18 protein-coding genes and 1 riboswitch are annotated in these 16,723 nt (G+C 69.3%); of the genes, 9 read left to right on the top strand and 9 right to left on the bottom strand.

Annotated elements, in window-relative coordinates:
* Positions 1-6: 6 nt before the first annotated feature.
* Complete coding sequence (locus E0H45_RS37700) at positions 7-1,500, top strand: hypothetical protein (RefSeq protein ID WP_131346748.1); 1,494 nt, start codon at positions 7-9, stop codon at positions 1,498-1,500.
* A gap of 67 nt (positions 1,501-1,567) precedes the next feature.
* Positions 1,568-1,756, top strand: a complete 189-nt coding sequence (locus tag E0H45_RS37705; RefSeq protein WP_238155620.1) for a hypothetical protein — start codon at positions 1,568-1,570, stop codon at positions 1,754-1,756.
* Between the two features lie 56 nt (positions 1,757-1,812).
* Here the strand turns inward: E0H45_RS37705 and E0H45_RS37710 are convergent, their stop codons facing one another.
* On the bottom strand, positions 1,813-2,457 hold the full coding sequence (locus E0H45_RS37710; protein ID WP_131346752.1) for an ACT domain-containing protein: 645 nt from the start codon (positions 2,455-2,457) through the stop codon (positions 1,813-1,815).
* Positions 2,458-2,682: 225 nt separating this feature from the next.
* Here E0H45_RS37710 and gatC point away from each other — a divergent pair, with 225 nt between their 5' ends.
* The 3 genes from gatC to gatB are packed head-to-tail and all read left to right on the top strand — an operon-like array spanning position 2,683 to position 5,980.
* On the top strand, positions 2,683-2,979 hold the full coding sequence (gene gatC, locus E0H45_RS37715) for an Asp-tRNA(Asn)/Glu-tRNA(Gln) amidotransferase subunit GatC (protein ID WP_130387521.1): 297 nt from the start codon (positions 2,683-2,685) through the stop codon (positions 2,977-2,979).
* Between the two features lie 2 nt (positions 2,980-2,981).
* The gene (gene gatA / locus E0H45_RS37720) at positions 2,982-4,487 is read left to right on the top strand and encodes an Asp-tRNA(Asn)/Glu-tRNA(Gln) amidotransferase subunit GatA (RefSeq protein WP_131346754.1); all 1,506 of its coding nucleotides are present in this window, start codon (positions 2,982-2,984) and stop codon (positions 4,485-4,487) included.
* Complete coding sequence (gene gatB, locus E0H45_RS37725) at positions 4,484-5,980, top strand: Asp-tRNA(Asn)/Glu-tRNA(Gln) amidotransferase subunit GatB (RefSeq protein ID WP_131346756.1); 1,497 nt, start codon at positions 4,484-4,486, stop codon at positions 5,978-5,980. The genes gatA and gatB overlap by 4 nt, the downstream gene beginning before the upstream one ends.
* A 38-nt stretch (positions 5,981-6,018) precedes the next feature.
* Here gatB and E0H45_RS37730 read toward each other — a convergent pair whose 3' ends face one another.
* The 5 genes from E0H45_RS37730 to E0H45_RS37750 form a co-directional block, all read right to left on the bottom strand.
* Positions 6,019-6,543, bottom strand: a complete 525-nt coding sequence (locus tag E0H45_RS37730) for a general stress protein (protein WP_131346758.1) — start codon at positions 6,541-6,543, stop codon at positions 6,019-6,021.
* Positions 6,544-6,615: 72 nt separating this feature from the next.
* Positions 6,616-7,716: a PQQ-dependent sugar dehydrogenase gene (locus E0H45_RS37735; protein ID WP_131346760.1), complete on the bottom strand. Its 1,101-nt coding sequence runs from the start codon at positions 7,714-7,716 to the stop codon at positions 6,616-6,618.
* Between the two features lie 31 nt (positions 7,717-7,747).
* Positions 7,748-8,662, bottom strand: a complete 915-nt coding sequence (locus tag E0H45_RS37740; protein ID WP_165546743.1) for an LLM class flavin-dependent oxidoreductase — start codon at positions 8,660-8,662, stop codon at positions 7,748-7,750.
* Between the two features lie 90 nt (positions 8,663-8,752).
* Complete coding sequence (locus E0H45_RS37745; protein WP_131346764.1) at positions 8,753-10,039, bottom strand: SAM-dependent methyltransferase; 1,287 nt, start codon at positions 10,037-10,039, stop codon at positions 8,753-8,755.
* The gene (locus E0H45_RS37750) at positions 10,036-11,415 is read right to left on the bottom strand and encodes an FAD-binding oxidoreductase (RefSeq protein ID WP_238155621.1); all 1,380 of its coding nucleotides are present in this window, start codon (positions 11,413-11,415) and stop codon (positions 10,036-10,038) included. The genes E0H45_RS37745 and E0H45_RS37750 overlap by 4 nt, the downstream gene beginning before the upstream one ends.
* A gap of 76 nt (positions 11,416-11,491) precedes the next feature.
* Between E0H45_RS37750 and E0H45_RS37755 the strand changes: the two genes are divergently transcribed.
* The 4 genes from E0H45_RS37755 (at position 11,492) to E0H45_RS37770 (ending at position 14,413) form a co-directional block, all read left to right on the top strand.
* On the top strand, positions 11,492-12,424 hold the full coding sequence (locus E0H45_RS37755) for a 2-hydroxyacid dehydrogenase (RefSeq protein WP_131346766.1): 933 nt from the start codon (positions 11,492-11,494) through the stop codon (positions 12,422-12,424).
* 15 nt (positions 12,425-12,439) lie between these two features.
* Positions 12,440-13,531: a WD40/YVTN/BNR-like repeat-containing protein gene (locus E0H45_RS37760; protein ID WP_131346768.1), complete on the top strand. Its 1,092-nt coding sequence runs from the start codon at positions 12,440-12,442 to the stop codon at positions 13,529-13,531.
* Positions 13,528-13,809 (top strand): ubiquitin-like small modifier protein 1, encoded by a 282-nt coding sequence (locus E0H45_RS37765; protein WP_131346770.1) that lies wholly within the window; start codon positions 13,528-13,530, stop codon positions 13,807-13,809. Before E0H45_RS37760 ends, E0H45_RS37765 begins: the two co-directional genes overlap by 4 nt.
* Positions 13,810-13,873: 64 nt before the next feature.
* Positions 13,874-14,413 carry an AAA family ATPase gene (locus tag E0H45_RS37770; protein WP_131346772.1) on the top strand — a complete coding sequence of 180 codons (540 nt, stop codon included), beginning with the start codon at positions 13,874-13,876 and terminating at the stop codon, positions 14,411-14,413.
* Between the two features lie 3 nt (positions 14,414-14,416).
* Here the strand turns inward: E0H45_RS37770 and E0H45_RS37775 are convergent, their stop codons facing one another.
* The 3 genes from E0H45_RS37775 to E0H45_RS37785 all read right to left on the bottom strand — a co-directional run bounded on the left by E0H45_RS37775 (position 14,417) and on the right by E0H45_RS37785 (position 16,681).
* Entirely contained in the window at positions 14,417-15,322 is a 906-nt protein-coding gene (locus E0H45_RS37775; protein ID WP_131346774.1) for a 5-aminoimidazole-4-carboxamide ribonucleotide transformylase, read from the bottom strand.
* 18 nt (positions 15,323-15,340) lie between these two features.
* Positions 15,341-15,424: riboswitch (ZMP/ZTP riboswitch) on the bottom strand.
* A gap of 2 nt (positions 15,425-15,426) precedes the next feature.
* Positions 15,427-16,146, bottom strand: a complete 720-nt coding sequence (locus E0H45_RS37780; protein WP_131346776.1) for a class I SAM-dependent methyltransferase — start codon at positions 16,144-16,146, stop codon at positions 15,427-15,429.
* Between the two features lie 10 nt (positions 16,147-16,156).
* On the bottom strand, positions 16,157-16,681 hold the full coding sequence (locus E0H45_RS37785; RefSeq protein ID WP_131346778.1) for a CHAP domain-containing protein: 525 nt from the start codon (positions 16,679-16,681) through the stop codon (positions 16,157-16,159).
* Positions 16,682-16,723 lie beyond the last annotated feature (42 nt).

Below are 16,723 nucleotides of genomic sequence, written 5' to 3' on the forward strand. Positions count from 1 at the left end.
GCGAATATGACGACGCCGCCGCAGGGACCATGGGGTCCTGGGCAGCCGGGGGGCCAGCCAGGCGGGCAGCACGGGGGGCAGGGCGGCCAGCCGCCACAGCAGGGCGGCTGGGGACAGCAGCCCCCGGGCCAGGGCCAAGGTGGTGGCTGGGGACAGCCGCCGCAGCAGCCGCAGCAAGGCCAGCCTCCGCACGGTCAGCCGCCGCAGCAGGACCAGCGTCCGCAGCAGGGCGGCTGGGGCCAGCAGCCCGGGCAACCGGGCCAACCTGGTCAGCCGGGACAACCTGGCCAGCCTGGACAGCCGCAGCAGGGACAGCCGCCCGCCGGAGGCTGGGGTCAGCCGCCGCAGCAGGGTGGCGCGTACCAGCAGCAGTCGTGGGGCCAGCGCCAGCAGCAGCAAGGCGGCTGGCACCAGCAGCAGGGCGGTCCGGGCCAGCAGTGGCAGCCGGGCGGTCCGGGCTCCAAGGGCCCGGGTGGCATCAGCAAGGACAAGCTGCCGCTGGTGATCGGCGGCGGTGTGGTCGGTCTCGTGGTGATCGGCCTGCTGGTGTTCCTCGGTATCCGCGCGTTCGGCGGCGACGACGAGCCGACGACGCAGCCGACGACCACCGAGCAGCCGACCGGTGAGCCGACCGGCAGCCCGACGACGTCCACGTCCGGCGGTCCCGGCCAGAACGGCGAGCTCGGCAACGCGACCGGCCAGGCCAAGGCGGCGACCGAGAAGTTGCAGGGCCTCGGCTTCGGCTGCAGCGACCTGTTCAACACCGGTCAGGGCGCGCACCGCGGCTGCTTCAAGCAGGACGGCCGCAAGGGCGCCGAGGCGATCTTCCAGTTCCAGTCCGACGGCACCATCGTCGCGGTGCGGCTGCAGGCCGAGGACGACGACAACTTCAACAACGCCCAGGTCGCCTTCGACCAGGTGCTGCAGGCGGTCGGCAACGACACGTTCGGCGCCGACCAGGTCAAGAAGGTCCAGGACGCGGTGAAGACCGGTCAGCGTTCCGACGAGGTCGGCACCACCTGGGGAGAGTTCCAGCTCAGCAACCAGGGCCAGAGCGTCCGGCTGTCCGGTCACAAGTCCGGCGAGGACTCGATGGACCTGCCGGACCAGACCTTCGACACCACCCAGGCGCAGCTGGTGACGGCGCTGAAGGCCAAGGGCTACGTCTGCACGACCTCCTGCAAGAAGGACGTCGGCAAGTACGGCTACCAGCGGGTCTTCTTCTACGCGAGCAGCGGCAAGGGCATCAAGGACATCGAGGTCAGTGCCTCCGGTGAGGCCGAGGACGCCAAGAAGGCGCTTCCGGCCGCGCTGGGCGACGCGTTCGGTGCCCTCAAGGGCGGCAACATCGCCGCCGTGAAGTCGTACGTCGAGGCGCACAGCGACGGGAAGTCGTACGCTGCTTATGTAGGCGGCTGGAAGGTCGAGATCAGCGGGAACAGCTCGGCGAGCTACACGTCGCAGCAGGTCTCGATCCAGTACGAGTCGTTCTACGCCTGACCAGCAGCACGCAAGCAGCACGGAGGACGGATTGAAGTTCCCCCGGGAGAAGCGGGAGTCTCGGACGATGGCGCAGCCACCGCCCGAGGCGGTCCAGCGGGTCGACGGCGGTGGGGCCTGGGGTCCCACCCAGTTCGACCTCCCGGACCGGAACGGCAGCAACAGCCAGGCGATCCTGATCGTCAGCCTGATCGGCGTCGTCGTCCTGCTGATCATCGCGGGCCTCTGGGCCCTCGCGTACTTCCAGTTCACCTGAGACAGCCGGAAACCCCCGCTCGCAGCGATTCGGCGAGCGGGGGTTTTCGCGTTGGGTCAGGCGGTGGCGCGGATGGTGACGGCCAGTGAGGCCAGGTAGGAGAGGCGCGCGACCTCGGAGCCGAGGAACTCGGGGCCGCCGCGGCGGCCGATCACGAGCACGCGGCGGTCGGAATCCAGCGGTGCGGCGACCAGCACCGACTCCGACAGACCCTTGTGGTCCGGAGCTGCCAGCGTCGTCGCCTTCTCCAGCGGAAGCCAGCCGCCGGCCATATCGCCGAACTCGGGCGTTGCGCTGGTCTCGAGTGCGACCTTCACCTCGCTGCCGGTGCCGTCGAGCAGCGCTGCCCAGTCCGCGTGCAGCACGGCCGGTGACTGTTCGACCAGGATGTCGATCGCGTCCGCGGGGGCCGACGTCATCTGCTCGACCGCTTCCAGGTCCATGTGCAGTCCGCCGCCGGCGCCGTACCGCGAGAACCAGATGACCTCGACGTCGGGTACGCCGTTGCAGGCGGAGACCAGGCGGTCCGGGAGCACGCCCGGTGGCAGGTCGACCACGATGTCGTCGACGGCGGTGCCGTTCTCCCGCCGGTGCTCGACGATCTCGATGGCGTGGATGTCGGCATCCACCTCACCGAGGGCCGTCGCCACCACGCCCAGCGAACCGGGCCGGTCGGGGATGATCAAGCGCAGCAGGAACACCGAACGATCATCTCCCAGCCGATCACCTTGCACGTAACGCCTTGTCGCGGCCCATGTTACAGAGCGGTAGGCAGAGACACGCCCGGCCATCTCATCCCGCCCGCATCCTGTCGTTGTCCACACCCCCAGGGGGCGACGCAACGTGCCTGTCACAGCGGCCCACTAGGATGGCTCGGGTCGCGGCGGAACACGCTGCGGAAGTCCTGCGAACCATTGGATCAGTTCATGCCATCGATTACCCGCGAAGAGGTTGCGCACCTGGCGCGACTGGCGCGGATCGAGCTCTCCGACGACGAGCTCGACCACCTTGCGCCGCAGCTCGACCAGATCATCACCTTGGTCGGGCAGGTCAGCCAGGTGGCGGCGGACGACATCCCGCCGACCTCGCACGCCCTGCCGCTGACCAACGTGATGCGCGCCGACGAGAACGTCCCGTGCCTCACCCCCGAGCAGGCGCTGTCCGGCGCGCCCGCCGCGGAGGAGCAGCGCTTCCGGGTGCCGCGGATCCTGGAGGAGGACTGACGATGAGTGACCTCACCAGGAAGACCGCGGCGGAGCTCGCGGAGTTGATGACGTCCGGGCAGGCCAGCTCGGTGGAGATCACCCAGGCCCACCTGGACCGGATCGGCGCCGTCGACGGTGACGTTCACGCGTTCCTGCACGTCGACACCGAAGGCGCGCTGGCGCAGGCGAAGGCGGTCGACGGCAAGCGCGCCGCGGGCGAGCAGCTGTCCCCGCTGGCCGGCGTACCGCTGGCGCTGAAGGACGTGCTCACCCAGGAGGGTGTGCCGACCACGGCCGGCTCGAAGATCCTCGAGGGCTGGAAGCCGCCGTACGACTCGACGGTCGTGAAGCGGCTGAAGGCGGCCGGGATCGTGATCCTCGGCAAGACCAACATGGACGAGTTCGCGATGGGCTCCTCCACCGAGAACTCGGCGTACGGCACCACCCACAACCCGTGGGACCTGGGCCGGATCCCGGGCGGTTCCGGCGGCGGTTCGTCGGCCGCGATCTCGGCGTACGAGGCGCCGCTCGCGATCGGCACCGACACCGGCGGCTCGATCCGGCAGCCCGGTGCGTTCACCGGCACGGTCGGTGTGAAGCCGACGTACGGCGGGACCTCGCGGTACGGGCTGATCGCGCTGGCGTCATCGCTGGACACGCCTGGTCCGTGTGCGCGGACGACGCTCGACGCGGCCCTGCTGCACGAGGCGATCGCCGGTTACGACCCGATGGACTCGACCTCGATCAACCAGCCGGTCCCGGCCGTCGTCGAGGCCGCCCGCAACGGTGACGTCTCCGGTCTGCGGATCGGTGTCGTGAAGGAGCTCGGCGGCGAGGGGTACCAGCCGGGTGTCGAGGCCCGCTTCCACGAGGCGGTCGAGCTGCTCACCAAGCTCGGCGCCGAGGTGGTCGAGGTCTCCTGCCCGCACTTCGAGTACGCGCTCCCGGCGTACTACCTGATCCTGCCGAGCGAGGCCTCGTCCAACCTGGCCAAGTTCGACGCGATGCGGTACGGGCTGCGCGTCGGCGACGACGGCACCAACAGCGCGGAGACGGTGACGAGCCTGACCCGCGAGGCCGGTTTCGGCGCCGAGGTGAAGCGCCGCATCATCCTCGGCACGCACGCGCTGTCCAGCGGGTACTACGACGCGTACTACGGCCAGGCGCAGAAGGTGCGGACGCTGATCGCCCGCGACTTCGCCAAGGCCTACGAGCAGGTCGACGTGCTGGTCTCGCCGGCCACGCCGACGACCGCGTTCGCGATCGGCGACCGGATCGACGACCCGATCGCGATGTACAAGAACGACCTGTGCACGATCCCGTCCAACCTGGCCGGTAACGCGGCCGCGTCGTTCCCGTGCGGCCTCGCCGACGAGGACGGCCTGCCGGTCGGCTTCCACGTGATGGCGCCGGTGATGCGCGACGACCTGCTCTACAAGGTCGGCGCCGCGCTGGAGTCCGCGCTGGCCGAGCAGTGGGGCGGCGTACTGATGACCAAGGCTCCGGAGCTGGAGGTGACCCGATGACTGCCGCAGTACTCGAACTCGACGACGCGCTGGCGACGTACGACCCGGTGCTGGGTCTCGAGGTCCATGTCGAGCTGAACACGAAGTCGAAGATGTTCTGCGGCTGCCCGACCGAGTTCGGCGCGCCGCCGAACACCCAGACCTGCCCGGTCTGCCTCGGTCTGCCGGGGGCGCTGCCGGTGGTGAATGCGAAGGCGGTCGAGTCCGCGATCAAGATCGGCCTGGCGCTGAACTGCGAGATCGCCGAGTGGTGCCGGTTCGCCCGGAAGAACTACTTCTACCCGGACATGCCGAAGAACTTCCAGACCTCGCAGTACGACGAGCCGATCGCGTTCAACGGCTGGACCGAGGTCGTCGTCGACGGCGAGACGTACCGGATCGAGATCGAGCGCGCGCACATGGAGGAGGACACCGGCAAGTCCACCCACGTCGGTGGCGCGACCGGCCGGATCCACGGCGCCTCGCACTCGCTGGTCGACTACAACCGGGCCGGTATCCCGCTGATCGAGATCGTCACCAAGACGATCGAGGTGCCGCCGGCGAAGGCCGCGGCGGTGGCGCGTGCGTACGTGAGCATGCTGCGCGACCTGCTGTTCGCGCTGGGCGTCTCCGACGTGCGGATGGACCAGGGCTCGCTGCGGTGTGACGCTAACGTGTCGCTGAAGCCGCACGGCTCGACTGTTCTGGGCACCCGGACCGAGACCAAGAACGTGAACTCGTTCCGCTCGGTCGAGCGTGCGGTGACGTACGAGATCACCCGGCAGGCGGCCGTCCTGTCGTCCGGCGGCAAGGTCCTGCAGGAGACCCGGCACTGGCACGAGGACACCGGTATCACCACGTCCGGCCGGGAGAAGTCCGACGCCGACGACTACCGGTACTTCCCGGAGCCCGACCTGGTCCCGGTCGCACCGTCGCGCGAGTGGGTCGAGGAGCTGCGCGCGACGCTGCCCGAGGCTCCTTCGGTACGTCGTGCGCGGCTGCAGGAGGACTGGGGTTTCACCGACCTCGAGATGCGCGACGTCATCAACGGCAACGCGCTGGAGCCGATCGTGGCGACCATCGAGCTCGGCGTCACGCCGGCCGCCGCGAAGAAGTGGTGGCTGGGTGAGCTGGCCCGCTCGGCGAACGAGTCCGGTCAGGACCTGGACGCGCTGGGCGTCGGCCCGGCCGAGGTTGCCGAGGTGCAGAAGCTCGTCGACGACGGCACGCTGAACGACAAGCTCGCGAGGCAGGTGTTCGAAGGTCTGCTCGCCGGTGAAGGTACGCCGGCCGAGATCATCGAGAAGCGCGGGCTGGCGCTGGTGTCGGACGACTCGGCGCTGCTCGAGGCGATCGACCGCGCGATCGCGGCGAACCCGGACGTGGTCGAGAAGGTCAACTCCGGAAAGCCGGCCGCGGCCGGTGCACTGATCGGCGCGGTGATGAAGGACATGCGCGGCCAGGCGGATGCCGCCAAGGTCCGCCAACTCCTGAACGAGAAACTGGGTATCTGACTGATTGAGGGGGTGCAGCTCGCTGCACCCCCTCGTAGTCAGGCTGCGTCCTTCTCGGGGTGCGGGGCGTCGGCGATTACTCCGCGGTCTACTCGGCCGTCGTCCACGTCGGCTGCGTCCGCGAGCAAGGTCTGCGCGACGGACAGTTCGCCGGCCGGGCAGCGGACCTCGTAGCGGGTCGGCAGGATCTCGGTGCGGACCAGGTCCGGCCGGTTCCGCACGAGTCCGCGGAACAAACCCCAGAGGGCTCCGACGAGTACGCCGTACACGAAGCCCCAGACCACGACCGCGAGACCGGTCAGCGTGGTTTCCGCGACCAGGGTGATGAAGACGGCCGCGAGGACGCCGAGCAACGCGCCCTGCAGCGCGGTCGTTGCGGTGAGCCGGGCGACCGGCACCGCTCTGCGTCTGGTGGCTTGCCGGAGTCCGGCGCCGACGATCTCCAGGTTCGCCGCGTTCATCCCGTAGCTTCTGAGGTACTCGACTGTTCGCTGAGCATCGTCGAACCTGCTCACCGCTGCGATCACACTGCTGGGGACGCCAGACGCCTGGCCGGTCGGCATACCGATCTCCTCCTCGAGTCACTGTTCTTCAGACAAGTACCAGACGACCGACGAAGCCAAACGGTTGACGGATCAGGAAGTGCTGAGCGTCACGCGCAGGATCCGGTCGTCGCCGTCACGGGTTCCGCCGCGGCCGTCGGTGTTGGACGTGGTGACCCACAACGAGCCGTCCGGTGCGAGTTCGACCGTGCGCAGACGCCCGTACTGATTGGTGAAGAACGCCTGCGGCTCGCCAATTCGTTTGCCTCCGGCAACAGGGATCGCCCAGAGTCGCTCGCCGCGCAGCGACGCCATGAAGACGTGCCCCTTGGCGAACGCGATCCCCGACGGCGACGCGTCGGCCGTGTGCCACTGCGCGATCGGGTCGGTCATCCCGTCCAGCTGGCTGATGCCCTCGGCGGCCGGCCAACCGTAGTTCGATCCGGGGGTGATCGCGTTCAGCTCGTCCCAGGTGTTCTGCCCGAACTCGGCGGCGTACAGCTGGTTCCCGTCGAACGCGAGGCCCTGGACGTTGCGATGGCCCTTGGTGATCCACACCCGGCCGTCCGGGTTGCCCGGCGCGGCCTTGCCCTCGGTGGTGATCCGCAGGATCTTCCCGCCCAGCGAGTCGTCGTCCTGCGAGTTCGGCCGGTCCGATCCGTCGCCGGTCCCGGCGTACAGGAACCCGTCCGGCCCGAACCGGAGCCGCCCGCCGTTGTGGATCGCCGCCGCCGGAATCCCGTCCAGGATCACCTGCTGGTCCGACAACTTGCCGTCCCGGTAGGTGATCCGTGCGATCCGGTTGTCGTCCCCGCCCGAGTAGTACGCGTAGATGTACGGCTTCCCCGGATATCCCGGATCGACCGCCAGCCCCAGCAACCCGCCTTCCGACGACGACTTCACGTCGTCCACAGTCCCGACGTCGGTCACGTCCTGCCCGGCGATCCGCTTGATCTTCCCGGAGTCCCGCTCCGCCACCAGCGCGCTTTTGTCCGGCAGGAACGCCAAGCCCCACGGCACCTGAATTCCAGTTGCCACCGTCGACGCGACCGTCAGCTTGAGCGAGCCCGTGGGCACCGCCGTACCTGAACTCGTCGGAACCGACGTGGACGGGGAACTGGTCGGCGCCGCATCCGAGCACCCGCTGACCAACGCCAACGCAGCCACCACAGCCGTCGCCCGCCCGCTGCCCATCGCCGCTCCCTCAGGTCGTCCTGTCCCCAAGCTAGCGGCTCACACCAGCCCGTACGGCGGGAACCACCCGGCGCGCGATCAGTTCGAGCGAACGTACGGCGGCCTCATGCGAGAGCGTGGGTAGCCGGAGCCAGTGCGCGAAGTGGACGAACCGGGTCGCCGCGTGCAGGTCGATCAACCGGGCAGCGATGTCTTCCGGCGTACCCACCAGGTAGTCCGTGCGATGCAGGCGCGGCGGTTCGGTCCCGCCGTACGACGCGATTTCGCCTTCCAGGTAGGCGATTCCCGGCGCGGCCTCCGCCCAGGCTCGGTCCGCGTCGTCGTCCACGTGCATGATCCCGGTGCAGATCAGCGGCGGCGGATCGTCGACGACCTCGTCCAGGAGCGTGCGGCGAGCGATCAGATCCGCGGGCGTCGCGCAGTAGATGATCACGCCGTCACCCACCCGGGCGGCCCGCCGCAGTCCTGCCGCGGTCACCCCGGCAGCGTAGATCGGGATCTCGCCGCGCGGCCGCGGCGTCACGTCCCCGGCCGACCACGCCTCCCGGATACGTCGCACACCTTCCTCGAGCAGCACTCCGCGCCGCCGCCGGTCCGCTCCGAAGGCTGCGAACTCCCGCTCCGCGTACCCCTGCCCGACCCCGAGCACGAACCGCCCGCCGGACACAAGATCCAGTACGGCGACGTCCTCGGCAACCCGCAACGGGTGATGCAACGGCAACACCAGCACGTTGGTCCCGATCCGGATCCGCGAGGTCCGTCCCGCCAGCACCCCCGCCATCACCAAAGGTGAAGGTAATACCCCGTCCGCCGTCAGGTGGTGCTCCGACAACCAGGCCCCCTCGAACCCGAGCCGGTCGGCGGCCACAACCTCCTCGACCCGTTCGCCCGAGTACCCCGCCCCTTCCTCCCGGACGTCCACCAAGACACCGAACTCGACAGTCACCCACCCACCGTCTCCCGGCGTCCAGGAGCCGGTCCAATGCCAAGTTCCTCCGCAGTTCATGCGGGACGCGCATGAACTGCGGAGGACGAGTCAGCTGAGCCAGCTCGGGCGGAGGGGGAAGTGGGCGTCGGCGTCGGCGTCGAGTTTCACGGCGAGGATCTGGTGGAGTTGGGTGGTGTTGCGTTCGAAGCCGACGCGGCAGGCGGCCAGGTAGAGGCCCCAGATCTTGGCGGTCGGGTAGCCGACCTCGGCCACGGCCTCGTCCCAGTTCGCGAGCAGGTTGTCGGACCAGCCGGCCAGGGTGAGCGCGTAGTGCTCACGGAGGTTCTCCTCGTGGCGGACCTCGAAGCCGGCGTCCTGGGCCTCGGCGATGATCCGGCCGGAGCCGATCAGCTCGCCGTCCGGGAAGATGTAGCGGTCGATGAACGCACCGGTCGAGCGGAACCGGTTGTCCGGCCGGGTGATGCTGTGGTTGAGCAGCCGGCCGCCCGGCTTCAGCCGGTCGAGCAGGAAACCGAAGTACGACGGGTAGTTGCGGACGCCGATGTGTTCGGTGAGGCCGATCGAGCTGATCGCGTCGAAGTCGCGCTCGGCGACGTCGCGGTAGTCGAGGAACCGCACCTCGGCGCGGTCCTCCAGGCCGTCCCGCTTGATCGCCTGCGTCGCCCACTCCGCCTGGGCCGCGGACAACGTGACGCCGAGCGCCTTGACGCCGTACTCGCGGGCCGCGTGCCGGACCATGCCGCCCCAGCCGCAGCCGACGTCGAGGAGTCGCTGCCCGGGTCGCAGGTCGAGTTTGCGCGCGACCAGGTCGTACTTCTCCGCCTGCGCCTCCTCGAGCGTGGCGCCGAGTGACGGGTAGACCGCGCACGTGTAGGTCATCGACGGTCCGAGGATCAACTCGTAGAACCGGTTCGACACGTCGTAGTGGTGGTGGATCGCCAACTTGTCCCGCGCCTTCGAGTGCCGCAGACCCTCGAAGGTACGACGCCACTTCGGCAGGTGCTCCTGCGGCGGTGGAGGCGGCGGCTTCAGATGACTCCAGCCGAGCCCACGGACGATGCGCAGCGCTTCGCTGGGCGTCGGCCGGTGGAAGTGGAACTGGTTCAGCATCATCCGCATCAGGTCGTACGGGTTGCCCGGATGCACGCCGGTGATCTCGAGGTCACCCATCACGTACGCGCGGACCAGACCGAGGTCACCGGGCGCTGTCAGCACGTACGACAGTCCACGCTCGGAGGCGAGGTGCATGTGCACGGGTGAATCTTCCGGTCCGGTCGCGCTGCCGTCGTACGCCGTGAACCGGAACGGCAGCCCGTCCGGCGTCACGGCTGTGAGGGCTTCGGCGATCGATACGTGGGTCGCAAGCGTCGTCATCGGCGCGTCACCGCCTTTTCGTAGAGCCCGGTGAGCCGGGCGTCCGGGTCGTAGCGTTTCTTCACCTGGTCCAGCGCTGCGACGTTGTAGAGCCGGTCGAAGGTGTCACGGTCGTAGTAGGCGTCGGAGTACAGGGACTTGTGGCCGCCGAAGTCGGTGACGGCCTGCTCGATCCGCCGGTTGACGTCGCCGTCGGCGGCGCCGGGGGCGATCGGGACGGTGCCCCAGAAACCGACATTCACGTAGGTCTCGGCGGGTTGCAGCGGATAGAGCGGCCAGGACTCCTGTCCACGCAGTCGCAGCGGGCAGAGCCAGACCGGGCGCATCCCGACTTCTTCGTCGAACCAGCGCAGGAAGTCCGCCAGCCGGGCGACCGGGATCTCCACGTCCTGCACCACGCGCTCGCGGTCAGGCTTCCCGCGGCGACGGTCCAGCCGGGCGGCGACGTGGTGCCGGTTCTCGAAGCCGACGATCTTGTGGAACACGTCGCTGCGGCGCCAGCGCTTCGGCCACAACCGACGTACGACGGGATTCTGCGCACCGAACGCCGCCGAGCACCAGAACCAGTCGGTGTCCCAGCGCCAGAGGTAGTCGTGTGCGGTGAGGAAGTCCTTCGGGCGCTGCCGGATCGACCGGTAGTAGATCTGCTGACCGGTGTAGTTGCTCGTCCGCACCGCGGCGTCGCTGTTCCGGCCGAGGGTCAGGTACGCCTCCGACGGGCTGAATGCGACGCCGTCGACGAAGTGCACCGGCTCCCCGTCGTACGTGCTTGAGGCAACGATCTCGTCGATGGCCGGGGCCAGCGCGTCCAGGTCGAGCCGGACGTGCCGGAGGGCGACGTACGGCGAGATGCGGTCGAGTTCGATGCGCAACCGGGTCGCGTACCCGAGCGTGCCGTACGAGTTCGGGAACATCCGGAACAGCTCGGCGTGCTCGCCCGAGGGGCGCGCGGTGACGAGCTCGCCGGCACCGGTGAGGATGTCCAGTTCGAGCACGGACTCGTGCGGGAGGCCGGCGCGGAACGACGACGACTCGATGCCGAGACCGGTCACCGCACCGCCGAGCGTGATCGTCTTGAGCTGCGGCACGACCATCGGCGTCAGTCCGTGCGGGAGGGTCGCCGCAACCAGGTCCTCGTACGTGCACATGCCCTGGACGTCGGCCGTCCGCGCCGCCGGATCGACACTGATCACGCCGGTCAGCTTCGAAACGTCCAGGCCGGGGCGCTCGATCTCGGTCCGCGGCCGGAAGAGGTTCGAGCTGCGCTTCGCCAGCCGTACGGGCTCGCCCCGCGGGATCAGCTCGTACGACTCCCGCAGCCGCCCCACGGCTTGATCGTGCGCGACCACCACCGCCGTATCCGATGTCGAAGGCACCAATCCAGAGTACGACGGCGCCCGGACTCAAGCACGGGAGTTCAAAAGTGTCCAGGGTCGCGAGTAGGTTCGTGCCATGGCTGACGTGGTGAAGGCATGGCTCCCGTGGGAGGACCCGGACGCGTTCCTCGGCGAGGTGCCCAAGGGTTTCGACGTGGACTTCTACTCCGGCGGTGAGCGGCCGAAGTCGCTCGACGAGGTGGAGTTCTACGTGCCCAGTTACATGGGCGGCGGTGACGTGTTCGACGTCATCGGTGACATGCCCGCACTGAAGGTTGTGCAGCTGCAGACGGCCGGGTTCGAGCACGCGCAGTCGCGGCTCGCCGACGGCGTCACCTTGTGCAACGCGCGCGGCGTGCACGACGCGTCCACGGCCGAGCTGGCGGTCGGGCTGATCCTGGCGTCGTTCCGGAACCTTCCGCGCGCCGTCCGTGACCAGGAGCAGCAGGTCTGGCCGGGGTCGTACGACGAGGTCGACGACTCGCTGGCCGACCGGACGGTGCTGATCCTCGGGTACGGCGCGATCGGCGAGGCGCTCGAGCGCCGGCTGACCGGGTTCGAGTGCGACGTGATCCGGGTCGCCCGGCGGGAGCGGGACGGCGTACACCCGATCTCTGAGCTGCCTGAGCTGTTGCCGCGTGCGGACGTCGTCGTGCTGCTGACGCCGGCGACGCCGGAGACCAAACGGATGGTCGACGCGAAGTTCCTGGCGAGCATGAAGGACGGCGCGCTGCTGGTGAACGTCGCGCGCGGTGTCGTCGTGGACACCGACGCGTTGCTGACCGAGCTCGGGACGCGGCGGATCAGGGCCGCGCTGGACGTGACCGATCCCGAGCCGTTGCCCACCGGACATCCGCTGTGGTCTGCTCCGAACGTACTGATCAATCCGCATCGCGGCGGCGCCTCGACGGCGTTCGCGCCGCGGGTGGCCAGGCTGGTGCGCGCGCAACTGGAGCGCTACGCGTCCGGGGAACCGTTGATCAATGTGGTGGCAGGTCCGCCACGCTGAAGGAGGAGGACAACGATGTCCGAGGCCGTACTGCTGATCGGAACCAAGAAAGGGCTCTGGATCGGCCGGAGTGCTGACCGCGAGGAGTGGCGGCTGGACGGACCGGTGCCGGAGTTCGAGATGCAGGGCGTGTACGCCGTGGGCATCGACACCCGTGGCGATCAGGCCCGGCTGTTCGTCGGCGGCACCAGCGAGCACTGGGGCCCGGCGGTCTTCCACTCCGACGACCTCGGCGCGACCTGGGCGGAGCCGCCGGAGGGTTCGATCGGGTTCCCTGCCGACGCCGAGGCCTCCCTCGAGCGGGTCTGGCAGATCCAGCCGGCCGCGGCCGGCCAACCGGGCGTCGTGTACGCCGGGTCGCAGCCGTCGGCCCTGTGGAAGTCGACCGACGGTGGCGTGACGTTCGAGCTGGTCAGCGGCCTGTGGGACCACCCGCACCGCAAGGAGTGGGGCGCCGGATTCGGCGGCCAGGCGGTGCACACCGTGCTGCCGCATCCGACCGACGCCGACCAGGTGAGTGTCGCGATGTCGACCGGTGGCGTGTACCGGACCACCGACGGCGGGCAGTCCTGGTCGCCGCGGAACCAGGGCATCCAGGCCAAGTTCTTCCCGGACCCGTATCCGGAGTTCGGTCAGTGCGTCCACAAGCTGGCCGCGCACCCCGACGTCCCTGAGCGGATGTTCGCGCAGAACCATCACGGCGTGTACCGGTCGGACGACGCCGGCGCGATCTGGAAGTCGATCGCGGACGGCCTCCCGTCGGACTTCGGGTTCCCGATCGTGGTGCACCCGCACGAGCCCGAGACCGTGTACGTCTTCCCGCTGGTCGCGGACGCGAACCGGATCCCGACCGAGGCGCAGTGCCGGGTCTACCGCTCCCGCGACGCCGGCTCGACCTGGGAGCCGCTGGCCGCCGGGTTGCCGGACGTCTCCTACGCCCCGGTGCTGCGCGACGCGATGACCGTCGACACCGCCGATCCGGCCGGCGTGTACGTCGGCACGCGGGACGGCTGCGTCTACGCGAGCGCCGACGCCGGCGACAGCTGGACCGAGGTCGCGCGGCATCTTCCCGACGTCCTCACTGTGCGCGCAGCGGTGCTTGGATGATCGCGGTCCGCCTTCCGACGGTGCTGCGCCCGTTCGCGGGCGGCGTCGAACGTGTGGAGGTCGAGGTGGACGGTTCGCCGACCGTCGCCTCGGTCTTCGCGGCGCTCGAAGCCAACCACCCGGCGCTCCGCCGCCGCCTCACCGACGAGCAGGGTGCGGTCCGCCGGCACGTGAACATCTACCTCGGCAACGACAACATCCGCGACCTCTCCGGGCTCGAGACCAAGCTCACCGAAGGCGACGAGCTCCTCATCCTCCCGAGCGTGGCCGGCGGCTGACGTCCGGCGCCGGCGAAAAGAGAAGACTGCCGTTCCGCGGCGGGCTTGGTTAACGTCGGGCGCCATGAGCAACGTCCTCCTCCTGACCGGCCCGTCGGGCTCCGGTAAGACGACTGTGGCCCGGCTCGTGGCCACCGGCGCGCCGCGGCCGACGATGCACCTGACGACCGACGAGTTCTACCGCGGCATCCGCACCGGGTTCATCGCGCCGTACCTGCCGGGAGCGCACCGCCAGAACGAGGTCGTCGTCGACGCGATCGTCGCGACCGTGAGCGTGTACGCGCGCGGCGGGTACGACGTGGTCGTCGACGGCATCATCGGACCGTGGTTCCTCGCCCCGTTCCGCGCGGCCGCCGCGGCGGGGGAGTGGACGATGTCGTACGTCGTACTGCGTCCTGACCTCGATACGACACTGGACCGTGGACAGGCGCGGCCCGAGCCCGAGCTGACCGACGCCGACGCGCTCACCGGTCTGCACGGTGCGTTCGCGGACCTCGGCGCGCTCGAGCCGCACGCGATCGACACCACCCTGCTCGACGCGCCGCGGACCGCGGCCGAGGTCCGCAAAGCCGTTGCCTCCGGCGACTACCTGCTCAGCGCTTGAGTCTTAGTGTCTGAACAGCCGTACGCCGGTTTCCGACCAAGTGATCCGGGCCGCCGCGCAGGCGGCCGCCACCTCGGGTGAGCGGATCGAACCACCCGGCTCGGCGATGTGCGAGACGCCGTACCGCTGGGCCTCCACGACGTTGTCGGTAAACGGCAGCGCACCGTCGGAAACCATCGAGACACCGGTGAGCGGATCGGTCGAATGACGGGCCCACCAGAGCGCGGCCTTCTCGCCGGCGAGCCGCGTACAGTCCACCCGCGACTGCTGCCCGGCACCGATGCCGATCGCCATCGCGTCCTTCATCAGTACGACCGTGTTCGACTGCGTGTAACGGGCGACGATCATCCCCAGCAGCAGGTCGCGCGCCGTATCGTCCGGCACCTCGGCGCTCAGCAGGCCGCGCGTCAACGGCAGCGCATCGCGCGTCTGCGTCAGCCGCACCCCGTAGAGCTCACGCACCTCCTCGGCCGGCGGCTCGAACTCCGCGTCCGCCTCGAGCACCAGGTACGTCCCACGCTTCTTCGCCGCAAGGATCTCCACCACACCCTCGTCGTACCCGGGCGCGATGATCCCGTCCGAAACCACCCGCTTCAGCACCGCGGCCAGTTCCAGATCGACCGGATGCGAGACCGCCACGAAATCGCCGTACGACGACTTCGGATCAGCGTCCCGCGCCCGGGCGTACGCGGCCGCCACCGTCTCGCCCAGCGCAGCACCCGCCGGCGACACATGCTTGTACGACGCCGCAGCCGGTACGCCGAACTGCTCGGCAGCCTCCCGCACCAACTGCCACCCGGTGAGCGCATCGAGGACATTGATGTACGACGGCTCGCCCGCAACCACCGTGAACGGCGCAGAGTCGAGGCTCGCCGCTTGATGAGGATTCATGCCGTACCGCAGACGCATCGGGACCTCCGATTGAATCGGAGGCGCCCAGGCGGACGACGCCTTGTACGAACACACCCGCTCCCCGGTGGTACTCCACCCTCGCCAGTCGCGGTGCGCCCAGCCTACTTCGTCGCGCGCACCACCAGCAGGCGTGATGCCTCGCCCAACGGTTCCCCGTGCCAACCGCCCTCGATGACCACGTCCGAGAAGCCCGCCGCCCGCAGGTCAGCGGTGATCTCGTCGGCGGAGCGGAAGTACAGGACGTTCCGGTAGACCGCGTCACGCCCGTCCTCGAAGACGTTGTGCGCGTCGAACGTCACGCGCCCGTTCGCGATCTCGATCAGCTCGAGCCACTCCTTCAGGTGCCCGGCCAGCGTGTCCCGTTCGCCGTACGTCGCCTCGCTCGTCCACTGCTCCCACGCACGCGCCGCCGGATTGCGCGACTCGAACGCGAGCACCCCACCGGGACGCAGCGCGGCCGCCAGCGCAGCGACCGCGTCCGCGTGCTCCGCGACGTGCATCATCGTGTTGCCGCTGCTGACCGCGAGATCCACGTCGCCGGTCGGTTCCACCGAGCGATGGTCCCCGTCGATCCAGGTCACCGCGTCGGCACCGGGCTGTCGGCGCGCGTACCCGAGCATGGTGGGACTCGGATCAACGCCGATCACCAGCCGGCCAGGCACGGCCAGCGACCGTGTGAGCAGACCGGTTCCACAGCCGAAGTCCAGGACCTTCGCAGCGCCCTCGGCCAAGGCACGGTAATAGGCGTGATCCTCTCCGGACGGGTTGTCCAGGTCATAGAGCTCCACCAACTGCTCGTCGCCGTACGGATCATCGATCACGCACTGCACCTTACTGGGCCGCGACCCACCCATAGATGTCGCCGGGGCGTCCGGCGTCCTGCGCGTGCTGGGGGTCGAACGGCCCGTGCTTGCGGACCTGGTTCTCCGAATTGCCTTCCACCGTCGTGATGCTCCCGTCGGTGCCGACGGCAACGACCACGCCGGTGTGCACGCTGGTGTCGGTGTTCTCCGGGCCGGTGCCGTAGAGGACGATGTCGCCGGGCTGCATGCCCGTGTCGCCGGAGTGTGCCCGGCCCCTGTCCTGGCCCCAGGTGTAGATGTCGCCGGTGAAACCGTAGTTCGGGATGTCGATACCGGCCTGCCGCCAGGTCCAGGTGGCGAAGTGCGCGCACCACGCCTCGCACGGCCCGTACGGGTTGCAGTTGCTGCCGGGCGGCGTTTCCTGCTGCCCGACCTCGCCGTTCGCCGCGTTCACGATCGCCGTCCGGGTGTCGGCCGCGGAGGCGGTCAGTGACAGTGAGCCCAGCAGGGCTATGACGACGAAGGACAGCAGCATTCGAAGGCACAAGCGCATCAGACTGCTCCAATCAGAGGGGACAAATCTCCAACACGGTCC

This window comes from Kribbella soli, assembly GCF_004331345.1.
GTDB classification, from domain to species: domain Bacteria; phylum Actinomycetota; class Actinomycetes; order Propionibacteriales; family Kribbellaceae; genus Kribbella; species Kribbella soli.